Source organism: Actinobacillus genomosp. 1 (assembly GCF_029774175.1).
Taxonomy (GTDB): Bacteria; Pseudomonadota; Gammaproteobacteria; order Enterobacterales; family Pasteurellaceae; genus Actinobacillus.
The window spans coordinates 1,828,226-1,840,962 of the sequence record NZ_CP103834.1 but is presented as its reverse complement, the minus strand read 5'-3'; the positions used below and the strand labels follow the sequence as shown (position 1 = coordinate 1,840,962).

Genomic DNA, 12,737 nt, shown 5'->3' with positions numbered 1-12,737 from the left:
CGTTGTGTTTTCTGTCATAACAGGAACGCAATATGCCAAACATCAACATCCATAACGCCTTATTTTCCCTTGCTCAACACAATAAACTGTCGATTGAATCACTGGAAATCAATACTCACGATTTTTGGGTAATTGTCGGCGGTAACGGCTCGGGTAAAACCGCCTTCGCCCAAGCACTACACAACTCACTTTCGTTATATTCTGGCGAATATCAAAACAGCTTCCAACATATCGCTTTACTTTCCTTCGAGCAGCAACAAAAAATCATCGAGCAAATCTTTAAACACCGTAACAACGATATGATTTCACCGGATGATTTCGGTTTAACAGCACGTCAAATTATCTTAAACAGTAGCGAAAAAACGCAATTATGCGAAGAATATGCTGCGAAGTTACGTATCCAGCCGTTATTAGATCGCCCGTTTATTCAGCTCTCCACCGGCGAAAGCCGCAAAGTGTTATTTTGCCAAATGTTGGTTAGTGAACCGGATTTATTGATTCTAGATGAGCCTTTCGAAGGGTTAGACCAAGCCTCGGTCGCTTATTGGCAAGACGTTATGGCGCAACTCGGCAAGCAAATGGCGGTGGTTCTGATTTCTAACCGCTTTAACGATATTCCCGACTGTGCTACGCATATCGCTTTATTGGATAATCTACAATTAATTTTGCAAGGCGAACGCCAAGCGATTGAGCAACAAGCGGTCTATTCTCAGCTAAAATTTGCAGAACAGAATGTGAATGCACCGTTGCCGGACAGTGCCGCACCGCTGATTCAACTCCCACCGAATACCAATCCGTTCGAACTGAAAAACGTGATGATTCGTTACGGCGAAAAAACTATTATTGATGATCTAACTTGGACGGTTGCCCCAAAACAACATTGGTGGATTAAAGGCCCGAACGGAGCAGGGAAATCGACCTTGCTTTCGATTATTACCGGTGACCATCCGCAATCTTATGCTAATTACGTACATTTATTCGGTCGTCAGCGTGGCTCCGGCGAAACGATTTGGGATATTAAGAAAAATATCGGCTATGTAAGTAGTCAATTACATATGGATTATCGGGTGAATTGTTCGGCGTTAGACGTGATTTTATCCGGTTTTTTTGATTCAATCGGCGTTTATCAACAAGTACCGAATGCCTTACAGCTCAAAGCAATGGAATGGTTAGAACGCTTACATTTAGCCAGTCTGGCGAAAAAAACGTTCCGTTCACTTTCGTGGGGACAACAACGTTTATTATTGATTACTCGTGCCATGGTAAAACATCCGCCGATTCTGATTTTAGACGAACCTCTGCAAGGCTTGGACGGTGTAAACCGCAAATTGGTTAAACAGTTTATCGAACAGCTTGTGACTAATAGTCAAACCCAGTTGCTATTTGTTTCGCACCAAGATGCGGATGCCCCAAATTGCATCACCCATTTATTTGAATTTGTCCCGCAAGAGAATGGTGGTTATCGTTATGTACAGACGGCTTTGAATCAAATAGAAAACACCTGAGATTTAACCACGGAAAACACGGATTACACGGAAGATAGCACCAGTCTCCTCCTGATGGGGGCTGGATTTGATATAGGATAAAAATAAAGGCACTCTACAAAGACGAGTGCCATTGTAGAGTGCTATCGAAGAGAAATTTAGAGCCACAGCGTAGCTCTCTCAGCCGAAGGCTGATCATAACCACGTACGGCCCGTGCGTGGGCTATTAAAGCGTTGAGTTATAGAACTTGTAAGCCTCGTCTATATTCTCAAATTTATACATAATCCCTTTATCTAATACCATTGCATTATCGCAATAAGACTTCATTGCAGACGGGCTATGCGAAACCAAAATAATCGAACGATCTTTACGTTTTTCAAATAATTCATGCTTACATTTTGCCGCAAAGCGAGAATCGCCCACCGCAATCACTTCATCAATTAAGTAGCAATCAAACTCTACCGAAAGCGACAAAGCAAAGGCAAGTCGGGCTTTCATACCGGAGGAATATTTCTTAACCGGCTCATATAAATAATCACCCAATTCAGAAAATTCCTCGGTAAACGCTTTAACGTATTCAATATCCGCATTATAGATACGGCAAATAAAGCGTAAATTATCCATACCGGTTAAACTGCCTTGAAACGCCCCGCTGAAAGCGAGCGGCCAAGATATCGACATATTACGTTCGATAGTACCTGATGTTGGTGGCTCAACACCACTTAACAAACGGATTAGCGTTGATTTACCCGCACCGTTACGCCCTAAAATACCGATTTTCTCGCCTTTTTTCAGCTCAAAATTAATATCTTGCAATACGGTTTTTTTACCGCTTCGAGTATAGTAATCTTTACTCACATTTTTTACTCTAATCATTGCGGTTCGATTCCTTTACTGAAGTTTTTTACCATAATGAGCCCAAAAAGTAACATGGCTACATCACATATGACGAGATAACTTATACTTTCATATGTGATAACACTGTCGCCAAAATAACCGTGACGAAACATTTCCGTGCCGTGAATCATCGGTATTAAGGTTGCATATTGTTGAGCTTGGCTTGGTAGCGCATGCACAAAGAAAAATGCGCCTGAAAGAGGTAAAAGAACAAAGCTTAATGTTCCCCAGATTTTGCCAAATGCTTCAAATTTTTGTGCAATAGAACAAATAATCAAGCCTAATCCTAATGCAAAAAATGCCATTAATACCCAGGCCATAACCATATAAAACGTATCTTTCGGTATTTCTATCCAGCCTAATAAAATGACTAATGCCATAATAATGATTTGGGCAATCGTTGCACCCGCTACCTCAAGTATGACACGAGCCAGTAAGGTATCTAATACGCGAACATTACGATGATAAAGAAGACTCAAGTTACCGGAAATTGCACCGATAGTGCGGTTTGATGCATTACGCCACATCATTGCCATTGGGTAACCGGTAATCACAAAAGCAATAATATTTAAATCGGAAACGCGATCCGCTCGGATAAATTTCCACATCAAAACGATAAATAAAGTGAGTAATAGCGGCTCAACAAACAGCCACAAAAAACCCAAGTTTTTTCGTCCGTAACGCGTAATAATTTCCCGCATGAGTAACGCACCGATTACTCTTCCTTGAATGGCGAGAGATTGGCGGAAAGTTGTTTGATCACCATATTGCATTAGTTTTTGTGCTCTCTTACGCTTGCAATTAATAAGCTTAATACGCCGTACAGCATCAGTCCGATAAAGAATGTCGCTAAAATATTATATAAGCGATAAGGCTCTTCCGCCCAGTCCGGTTTGCTTGGCTGACTGATTACTTCTAAATAAAGTTGCTGGCGATCTGCTTCATTTTTCGTATTTTGTAACGAGGTTAATGCTGCGGTCAATTGTTGCTGTGCCAGCTCGTTTGCAAGTACTAAGCGTTGGTAATCGGCAGTTTGAATAGCAATAGAGCTATTACTGTTACTGGAAAGCTGTTTTGATTGCTCATCGATTTCCTTACGTAAACTTTTTTGGCGCATAAGCAATGCATCAACTTGTGGGTTGTCCGGTGTAATAGATTGCAATTGAGCCAATTGTGTTTCTACACGAATCAATTCGCTTTTTAGGCTGGAAATTAATGAAAGTTGTACACCGGATTGTGCCGGTAAATCAAAGATTTTATTTTTGATACGGTATTTACTTAAGTCGCTTGCCGTTGCGTTTACATTATTTTCCGCTTCCTTAACCGCTTGTTCCGCAAATGAAATGGTATCTTTTCTTGCTCGTTCATTTAAACGATTGATGAGTGTTTCACCTTCAGCAAGTAATTTTTGATTAATTTGTTGTCCCTCTTCCGCATTAAAAGCACGAATACGTAAGCTGGCAATACCGGATACAGAATCGAAATCAACACTTAAGCGATCTCGGAAATATTTGTAAAACGCCTCTTTACTATTATTTAAATCAAATCCATTAAAGCGAGCGATAATATCGCCTTGATTCTCATAGTATTCACGTATTGGCAAGTCTTTCATTAACTGTTCTAATGCCGTACGAGAATGCATATATTCTTGTACAGTATAAGTATCGTCTTGAGCACGAGAAAATCCGGAACCTTGTAATAAGGCCCCGACACCGGTTAAAGCGGTCTGATTTTTAGGAGATCTGACAACGAAGCTTGATTCCGAAATATAAATATCGGAAGCAACAGAACCGAAATAAAAGGCTGATAATACCGTCGGAATCGCTACAGTTACCCAAAATAACGGATTAAGCTTTTTTAACCAACTTTTTTTCTGTTTAACCGGTTTTTGTAGTTTTTCTGTCGGACTTGCCGTAATAGTTGTTTCCATCTTTTATCCTTATAAATTCAATATATTAATAGGCACGAACAGCATTAGTCGTACTTGTAACCGGCGAAGTAATCGAGAAAATCATTCTCAAGAATTTTTGGAATTCAGACAACGGTGCATTTGATACATAGACAATATCTTTATCTTGCATCGGGAAGCGTTGTAATAAAAATAGTGATTGCGGCTCAAGTAAATTCACACGATAAACCGTCGGTATATCCATACCCATACCATAGCCTTTCGCTCCCCATTGCGTTTGCTGATCTAAACTCAATTGAGAAAAAGGCACATGACGGAAGACGAATACCCCTCTCGGATCTGAACGAGTATCGATTAAACCGCCCATCTTACCGATAGCTTCGGCAAGCGTAAGACCTTTACTTGAGAATTTCATTTGCTGGTTATTGCCTACGGCACCTAAACCGGTAAAGCTATAAGGTGTGTTTAGCAGTGAAACAACATCGCCAGCACGTAACATAATATTTTGCGCCGGATCGGAAATTAACGTTTCGAATGCGAGTGTTTTTACTTCAGAACCACGGGTTAGCTTGACCGTCACATCTTCAATGTTTTCCGTTGTTCCGCCTACTGCAGCAACCGCATCTAATACACGTTCATTATTAGCGGTTAGTGGCATACGAATACTATTGCCTTGGCGAATAACCGTAACATCAGCAGAGTTATTATTCGCAATTTTGACTAATGCTTGCGGCTGATTCGCTTTACGCTGCAATGCCCCAACAATTTGAGACTGAATCGTTTCAGGTGTTTTACCTGAGACACGAATATTTCCCACAAACGGCACGGTTACCGTCCCGTTTTGATTAACCATTTGTGCCGGTAATTGCGTTAAATGCCCGCTACCTTGTCCTTCGGAACTAAATGTACCGCCAAATAATACTGCCGGCGGCGCTTCCCAAATTGAAATTTCAAGTACATCACCCACATTGACTGCACCGGCATAGCCCGCGCTGCCTACTGTGCCTAAAAATCCGGAAAATTGTTGGCTTTGCTGAGTTTGATACAGCTGTTGAACTAAACCGTTATCCAGTTCCACCACATTTACTTCCGGTAAGGGTTTATCCGAACTTTGTGAATTAGCCTCTAAGATCGCACTATGGCTAGGGCCTGAAGTCGGAAGGCTTGAGCAAGCAGAACTTAATAAAGTTGCTAAAGCTAACCTTATGATTGAATTATATTTTTTTGTTTTCATCTTGTAAAAAGACTCTATTGAAAAGGTGTGTAAAATGAGTATAGACTATAAAAAATTATAGATACAATACTATAATTATTGATTATAGTATAACATCCTGTCTTTTAACACGATAACCTAAGATATTACTTTTCTATAAACAATAGACATTATTTTAATAAATATAATTAGGTATAAATGTTGATGAAAATAGCATTTATCGCTTGGAATACTTTTCAAGTTTTACATTTCAAGCCTTTATTACAAGCTTTACCAAATGCGCTATTAATTATCGAGAAACGAAAGCGTAGTGTACCAATTTGTAAGGATATTTTAAGGGATATAAGCAACCATATTGCTTATATCAGTTCTGCGGATGTTCATGCAAAAATTGATGGAAATTTTGATGTTTTAGTCGCTCAAACTGCCTTTGAACAACTGTATTTGTTCAATTATACAAAAATTGCATTGCTGCAATATGGGTATGCTAAAGAACCATATAACTACGGTACTTGGAGAGCATTGGCAGATCTAAATTTAGTTTATGGACATTATGCTTATGAACGAATTTCCTATTTCTCTCCAACTGAAATAACCGGTTGTCCTAGATATGATTTATGGAGTCAGTCATTTTTTCATCAGAAAGCAAAAGAAAAATATAGAAAAATATTAGATACAAAGAAAAAAACGATTTTATATGCACCAAGCTGGGGGGACCTATCTAGCTTTACAGTATATATAGAAGAAATTGAAAAATTATCCTCACATTACAATGTGCTAGTCAAGTTGCACCATAATACGATTTTATTAGCTAATAAGTATCAAGACTATGAGAAATTATATCCGAATTTACATTTTTTCTATGAGAACGAAGAGCTACTTTCGCTTATTTCAATAGCTGATACTGTCATTTCTGATTTTAGCGGAGCAATCTTTGATGCTATTTTTTGTAAAAAACCGATGATACTGCTTGCTATTCCATCATTAAATCAACAAAAGTTAGACAAATTCAGTTTGGAAGTAGCGTGTCGTTCAAAGTTAGGATATGAAGTCTTTGAACCAAAACAAGTTGCTAATATCGTTAATAAAGCTCTTATCGAGCAAAGATTAGTAGATGAAGCATTATATCGACAGCTTTTTGCTTATCATGAAGATGCAACAAAGCAAGCTATAAAATATTTGCAAAGGCTCGCTGAAGGTAAGTATGTATTATCACAACAACAGTTATATGTACGACAAACAGAGAAATTATTAAATATTGAAAGAATAAATCAACAAAAAAAGAAAAAACGACCTTTCAGTAAAATATGGCTGATTTCTAAAAAATTGATTAAAAAATAACTTACAACATTTTCTTTTATATATCTTTTATTTAACGATATGAGGGTTAGGAATGAAAAAAGTATTGACCTATGGTACGTTTGATTTGTTACACCATGGGCATATTCGCTTATTAGAAAGAGCAAGAGCATTAGGTGATCATCTTACTGTTGCTATTTCAACCGATCAATTTAATTTAAGCAAAGGAAAAGTATGCGCTTATTCTTATGAAGAACGAGCACATATCTTAAAAGCAATTCGTTATGTAGATGAAGTGATTCCGGAAACAAGCTGGGAACAAAAAATCGATGATGTTAAAAATAACGCAATTGATGTGTTTGTGATGGGCGATGACTGGGAAGGTAAATTTGACTTCTTAGCAGATTATTGCGAAGTAGTTTATTTACCTAGAACTCCGGATATTTCAACCACTCAAGTGAAAAAAATGCTTGCGAAGAAAGACCTTGCAGCCGGACAAAAACAAATTCACGAACACGAATAAGAGTAATTTTTTGATGTTTCACACCCTAAAAAAGCATTTACTTACTTTGCAGAGAGTCTTGAGAGAAAGTAATGCTCCTCATTTTTTGCCTACATATTGGTATGGGCTTAGCCTACTTACTGCTCTTGAACAGGCGAATCATCCTCAAGTAAGAAAACTGGCTGAGAAAATGATCAATAAAGGCATTAATATCGGGCATTATTTTTTAGCACAAAGTTATTTCTTATGTGGGGAATATGATTTAGCGGAACAAGCGGTCAAAAAAATCACAAATTTTGTAAAAATACCCGAAGTTGTTTTTTTATATGCGGATATTCTCGTTAAATGCAAACGTAAAGAAGAAGCTTGGCAATTATTAGAACAATGCGCTTTACTTAATAAAAGAAAAAAAGTTTGGATATATCTGGCAAACTTAGTAAATACTGTTGCGGATTTTCAACGTTTAGAACAGCATATTGAAAAAGTAAGAACAACGACACCTCACCTAAAATCTGATTTATTAATTCATCAAAGAACAAATGCAGCATTAAGGGCTGGTTTAACAGAAACGGCATTAGCACTAACAGAACTCAACCCTTTGCCAAAGCAAGCAAAAGTGAAGAAAAAAACAACCGCTTATAATGATAAATTAGCGGCAATTGCACTAGCGGATCTCAAAAAAGTATTAGATCACAAAAAAATACCTTTCTTTCTGATTAGCGGTACGCTGCTAGGTTGTATTCGAGAAGGGAAATTATTAGGGCATGATAAAGATATTGATATCGGCGTTTGGGATGAGTACTCTTACGAAGAATTAGTAAACTGTTTATCTACATCGGGATATTTTTACGTAGTACCAACCCGCACAAATCATTTAGTCATGTTAAGACACGTTAATGGTATCGCAATTGATGTGTTTATCCATTATCGCGAATCTAATGATTATTGGCACGCAGGTGTCAAAATAAAATGGCATAACTCGCCATTCAACTTGATATATACAAATTTTCTCGGACAACAATATTTAATACCTGAAAATTACGATTTATACCTAACCGAAAATTACGGTGATTGGCGTACGCCAAAAACTCAATTTGATAGTGCATTTGATACGCCAAATATGGAAGTTATCAATGAAGCGGAAATGCAGATTTATGTTGCTAAACAACGAGAATTTAAAAAATGAAACATAATGTAAAATTATCATCAGTACCAAGCCTACTACATGGTCTATATTTATATAAGCACAAACAATATAAAAAATCGCAGAAAATTTTTAATAAAATTTTAGAAAAGCAGCCTCAAAATGCATATCTAAATTTTAGATATGGTATGGCTTTATATAAAGATAAGAAATGGGATGAAGCAAATCACTTTATTCAAAAAGCTGTTGAGCTTGCTCCTGAAAAAGAAGCATGGAAAAAGCAACTAGCGACAACTGAGCGATATAAGAATAATTCATCAAAAGTTAAAGTTTCTGAAAATAAGAAAAAGTTAGAAGCAAATCCGAATAACCCAGAATATATTTGGGAATACGCAATATCTTTAATTGGTAGTAGACAATATTGGTTAGCACAATTTCAACTAGAAAAATATATTGAGCTGCAGCCAAATTCTGAACGAGCATTTTATCAGTTAGGAATTGTAGCGGAGAAATTAGCGAATTATGAACAAGCATTTTCATATTTCCAAAAAGCAAGTCATTTTGATCCTCTTAATCGTAACTATAAATATAGTATAGGGTATAACCTCGAAAGGCTAGGAAAACTAGAAGAAGCTGAACATTATTACTCCAGTGTAATTGATATGAGCCTTCCAATAGATGATGTATCTAAATTTGGTATAGGGGCTTTACATGCTAAACGTGGATTATGGGATGTTGCTCTATCAGCTTATTTACAATATCAAATTCAATCTAACTCAAGAAATCCCCATTTATATTATCGTATTGGTATTGCTTATGAACGATTGTATATTTGGACTGAAGCTGCTCAATCTTTTGAAAAAGCTATTGAATTGTCAGAAGTAATAAATGCAAATTGGTGCTTTAAGTGCGGACAAGCCTATGAAAGAGCTGAGAATTTTGAGAAATCGGCTGAATTTTACCAAGAGGCTGTTAAGAGATCGGATAATTACAATGATTATTGGTGGTATCGCTTAGCTTTAATGTTAGAGAAACTAGGAAAATATGAGCAATCTGTGGTTGCTTTCCAAAACTCTAGACGACGTAAACTTGCTTATGCAGTTAATCCGAAAGATGTTATTAAACATAAAGAAGAAGAATTTCTTTCATACTATACTGAATATTATGAAACCTTAGAATTAGATGAGAAATTAGTATTAATTGAAAGTTTCTTTGGTGGGAATATTAGTTGTAATCCGTATGCAATTCTATCTTATATGTTAGAAAATAATTATGACTATACTTATGTAGTTGTAATTAAAGATGGAACAGTTATTCCTGACAATCTTAAATTTAATAGAAATATTATCTTTATTAAACGAGGTTCAGACGCATATTTACGTTATTTATGCACAGCGAAATACCTTATTAATAATGTTAGCTTCCCTTATTATTTTATTAGAAAAGAAGGTCAGGTTTATTTAAATACTTGGCATGGTACGCCAATGAAGACATTAGGGAAAGATATTAAAAGTCCATTTATGGACCACGCAAATGTCAGCCGAAATTTTTTACAAGCAACACATATTATTTCGCCTAATCGTCATACAACTGATGTTATTTTAGAGCAATATGATGTTAAGGACTTATTTAGTGGGAAATTAGCTGAAACAGGTTATCCAAGAATTGATTTATCATTCAATTTAACAGATAAAAGACGTGAAGAAATCAAAGAAAAATTGGGATTATCGAATACTAAACCCGTTGTATTCTATGCGCCAACGTGGCGAGGAACATCTCAATCAAAAGATTTTGATACAACTAAATTACAAAGTGATTTAAGAAAACTTAAATCAGATAAATATAATCTGATTTTTAGAGGACATCATCTAGTAGAACAATTATTAGAAACTATTGATTTAGATGTAATTGTTGCTCCGAAAGATATTGATAGCAATGAATTATTAGGGGTCTGTGATTTATTAATTACTGATTATTCAAGCATTATTTATGATTTCTTAGCATTAAATAAACCAGCAATTAGTTACATTTATGACTATGAAGAATATGATGCTGAGCGAGGTTTATATTTAAAACCAACGGAAATGTCAGGTACGGTTTGTACAACAATTATAGATGTTAAGAACGCAATTTTAGAAAATATTGCTTCGGGTAAAACTAATGTATCTGAACAAGATATTAATAAATATTCTTATTTAGATGATGGTAAAGCCACTAAGCGTACGGTTGAATTTATGTTTGATCGTGATGATTCTTGTGTTTATAAATATGAACGCAAAAAATCAGATATATTCTTTGAAGGACCATTTATACCAAATGGAATTTCACGTTCATTTTTAAACTTAATGTCATCAATTAAAAATTCAGAAAAGAATATTACTTTATTAATTAATGGTGCAGATATATCTCAAGATCAAAAACGCTTAGTAGAATTTGATAGTTTACCTTCACATATTACTGTTCTATCTAGAGTAGGAAGAACTCCTATGACTTTAGAAGAATTATGGGTAAGAAATAAGTTTGAAGAAACATATCAAATGTATTCTGAATCGTTTACTAATACTTTACTAAAAGTATATAAACGAGAGGCTCGTAGATTGTTAGGCAATTCCTCATTTGACAATGCTATTCATTTCGAAGGATATTCATTATTCTGGGTATTATTATTTTCTCAAATTAATGCGAAAAAACACGTTATTTATCAACACAATGATAAATATAAAGAGTGGAAAGGAAGATTCCCATACTTGGAAGGAGTATTTAACAGCTACCCATTATTTGATCAGATTGTTTCTGTATCAGAAAAAACCATGGAAAATAACATACTCAATCTTTCAAAAGAATTTAATATATCTAAAGAAAAATTTACCTTCTGTAATAACCCGATCAACATTCAACAAATTCTATCTAGCGCAGATGAGGATATTGAAATAGAAAAGGAATTTTCCGAATTTAAAGGAAAAAAATTTATTAATATCGGCAGGATGTCACATGAAAAAGATCAATTAAAACTAATCGAAGCCTTTTATGAAGCAAAAAAAATACACGCTAATATCAGATTATTTATTCTTGGCGATGGCGTATTAAAACAAGATTTAATTAATAAAATTAAAGATCTCTCACTAGAAGATAGTGTATATCTTCTTGGACAGAAGAAAAATCCATTCCCTTATTTAAAACAAGCGGATGTATTTATTCTATCTTCTAACCACGAGGGACAACCAATGGTTCTACTAGAATCCCTCACACTAGGAACACCTATTATTGCTACTGATATTGTAGGTAACCGCAGTATTTTAGGTGAGAATTATGGAACGTTAGTAGAAAACAACAAAGACGGATTAGTTCAAGGTATTAATGCTTATATGGAAAAAGGTGGTCGTAAAGACAATTTTGACCCATATGAATATCAAAATAATGCCATGGCTAAGTTTTACTCATTACTAGCAAATTAAAAAGATAAGGAATGAATAATGCTAGATTTTTTTAAAATTGAATTTAACGATAATACTAAATATGAAGAACTAAATATAGATTTTAATGCAAAGGAAATTTATATTGATAAATCAACTATTGGTAAGGATGAAAAGGAAAATTAAATTATAATTTTTTAGCTGTTGGTCGAACTAATATTGAAGCAAAGAAAATAATTTCTTCTTTGTCAAACAATAAATATTATTTGACAGCTCATTCTAACGGAGTATCTCTCTTTACTAAATTTATTAACGGGGATTCATTTTTATCAAATTTTAAAAATAAAAATATACAGGTATGGAATGATACGTTTTATACACTAGATACTCCATTAGAAAAAGATACATCTACAAACCGCTTATTAGTTGTCTTTTCATCTATTGCGGACTTAGCTTTTAATGCTTCAATTGAAAGACGTATGTTTTTATCTAAATAGTAATGCAGATCTTCAATTTGAAAATAAAGTCTTTAAGCTTATCAAAAAGATCCAAAAAGAATGCTCTGCACTTGATGAGCATACCGTATTATATGGAACATCAAAAGGAGCTACTGGAGCATTATTTCATGGAATAACTATGGGGTTAAAAACACTGGCTGTAGACCCTATAATATCAGATAAACACTACCTTGAAAAATTTAATGATTTACATTTTGTAAATAATGTTTTTCCGGAATATAAGCAAAATAAATTTGCAAAACTTTTTGATGAAAAAAAAGGCAGGACTTAAGTCATATCAAATTAGTTACTTCTCAGAGTTTTGAACATTTTAAGTACATTGTAGATATTCTTCTAATTAAAGAACTTAGCATATGT

At 35.1% G+C, this 12,737-nt stretch carries 11 protein-coding genes; 7 read left to right on the top strand and 4 right to left on the bottom strand.

What is annotated here, in order from left to right:
• Positions 1-32 precede the first annotated feature (32 nt).
• Positions 33-1,505, top strand: a complete 1,473-nt coding sequence (modF, locus tag NYR63_RS08550; RefSeq protein ID WP_279457140.1) for a molybdate ABC transporter ATP-binding protein ModF — start codon at positions 33-35, stop codon at positions 1,503-1,505.
• Between the two features lie 205 nt (positions 1,506-1,710).
• Here modF and NYR63_RS08545 read toward each other — a convergent pair whose 3' ends face one another.
• Genes NYR63_RS08545 through NYR63_RS08530 form a run of 4 tightly spaced genes read right to left on the bottom strand, consistent with a single transcriptional unit; the run spans position 1,711 to position 5,525 of the window.
• Positions 1,711-2,361 carry an ABC transporter ATP-binding protein gene (locus tag NYR63_RS08545; protein ID WP_279457139.1) on the bottom strand — a complete coding sequence of 217 codons (651 nt, stop codon included), beginning with the start codon at positions 2,359-2,361 and terminating at the stop codon, positions 1,711-1,713.
• A complete protein-coding gene (locus NYR63_RS08540) occupies positions 2,358-3,155 on the bottom strand; it encodes an ABC transporter permease (protein ID WP_279457138.1) in 798 nt (265 codons plus the stop codon). Before NYR63_RS08540 ends, NYR63_RS08545 begins: the two co-directional genes overlap by 4 nt.
• The gene (locus NYR63_RS08535) at positions 3,155-4,312 is read right to left on the bottom strand and encodes a capsule biosynthesis protein (RefSeq protein ID WP_279457137.1); all 1,158 of its coding nucleotides are present in this window, start codon (positions 4,310-4,312) and stop codon (positions 3,155-3,157) included. Before NYR63_RS08535 ends, NYR63_RS08540 begins: the two co-directional genes overlap by 1 nt.
• A 25-nt stretch (positions 4,313-4,337) precedes the next feature.
• A complete protein-coding gene (locus NYR63_RS08530) occupies positions 4,338-5,525 on the bottom strand; it encodes a polysaccharide export protein (protein WP_279457136.1) in 1,188 nt (395 codons plus the stop codon).
• Between the two features lie 177 nt (positions 5,526-5,702).
• On the opposite strand from NYR63_RS08530, the gene NYR63_RS08525 reads away from it, so the two are divergent.
• From NYR63_RS08525 to NYR63_RS08500, 6 genes are all read left to right on the top strand, one after another.
• Positions 5,703-6,845 (top strand): CDP-glycerol glycerophosphotransferase family protein, encoded by a 1,143-nt coding sequence (locus NYR63_RS08525; protein WP_347710366.1) that lies wholly within the window; start codon positions 5,703-5,705, stop codon positions 6,843-6,845.
• Positions 6,846-6,897: 52 nt separating this feature from the next.
• Positions 6,898-7,326 carry a glycerol-3-phosphate cytidylyltransferase gene (tagD, locus tag NYR63_RS08520; protein ID WP_279457134.1) on the top strand — a complete coding sequence of 143 codons (429 nt, stop codon included), beginning with the start codon at positions 6,898-6,900 and terminating at the stop codon, positions 7,324-7,326.
• A 13-nt stretch (positions 7,327-7,339) separates the two neighbouring features.
• Entirely contained in the window at positions 7,340-8,491 is a 1,152-nt protein-coding gene (locus NYR63_RS08515; protein ID WP_279457133.1) for a hypothetical protein, read from the top strand.
• Positions 8,488-11,904, top strand: coding sequence for a CDP-glycerol glycerophosphotransferase family protein (locus NYR63_RS08510; RefSeq protein ID WP_279457132.1), 3,417 nt, complete (start codon positions 8,488-8,490; stop codon positions 11,902-11,904). Before NYR63_RS08515 ends, NYR63_RS08510 begins: the two co-directional genes overlap by 4 nt.
• Positions 11,905-11,922: 18 nt before the next feature.
• Positions 11,923-12,048, top strand: coding sequence for a hypothetical protein (locus NYR63_RS08505; protein ID WP_279457131.1), 126 nt, complete (start codon positions 11,923-11,925; stop codon positions 12,046-12,048).
• 273 nt (positions 12,049-12,321) lie between these two features.
• On the top strand, positions 12,322-12,651 hold the full coding sequence (locus NYR63_RS08500; protein WP_279457130.1) for a hypothetical protein: 330 nt from the start codon (positions 12,322-12,324) through the stop codon (positions 12,649-12,651).
• The last annotated feature ends 86 nt before the right edge of the window (positions 12,652-12,737 follow it).

Excerpts from the sequence above, each read along its gene's own strand:
- NYR63_RS08525 (WP_347710366.1), top strand. The coding sequence starts at position 5,703 with ATGTTGATGAAAATAGCATTTATCGCTTGGAATACTTTTCAAGTTTTA.
- NYR63_RS08505 (WP_279457131.1), top strand. The coding sequence starts at position 11,923 with ATGCTAGATTTTTTTAAAATTGAATTTAACGATAATACTAAATATGAA.
- NYR63_RS08515 (WP_279457133.1), top strand. The coding sequence starts at position 7,340 with ATGTTTCACACCCTAAAAAAGCATTTACTTACTTTGCAGAGAGTCTTG.
- modF (WP_279457140.1), top strand. The coding sequence starts at position 33 with ATGCCAAACATCAACATCCATAACGCCTTATTTTCCCTTGCTCAACAC.
- NYR63_RS08500 (WP_279457130.1), top strand. The coding sequence starts at position 12,322 with ATGCTTCAATTGAAAGACGTATGTTTTTATCTAAATAGTAATGCAGAT.
- NYR63_RS08545 (WP_279457139.1), bottom strand. The coding sequence starts at position 2,361 with ATGATTAGAGTAAAAAATGTGAGTAAAGATTACTATACTCGAAGCGGT.
- NYR63_RS08535 (WP_279457137.1), bottom strand. The coding sequence starts at position 4,312 with ATGGAAACAACTATTACGGCAAGTCCGACAGAAAAACTACAAAAACCG.
- tagD (WP_279457134.1), top strand. The coding sequence starts at position 6,898 with ATGAAAAAAGTATTGACCTATGGTACGTTTGATTTGTTACACCATGGG.
- NYR63_RS08540 (WP_279457138.1), bottom strand. The coding sequence starts at position 3,155 with ATGCAATATGGTGATCAAACAACTTTCCGCCAATCTCTCGCCATTCAA.
- NYR63_RS08530 (WP_279457136.1), bottom strand. The coding sequence starts at position 5,525 with ATGAAAACAAAAAAATATAATTCAATCATAAGGTTAGCTTTAGCAACT.
- NYR63_RS08510 (WP_279457132.1), top strand. The coding sequence starts at position 8,488 with ATGAAACATAATGTAAAATTATCATCAGTACCAAGCCTACTACATGGT.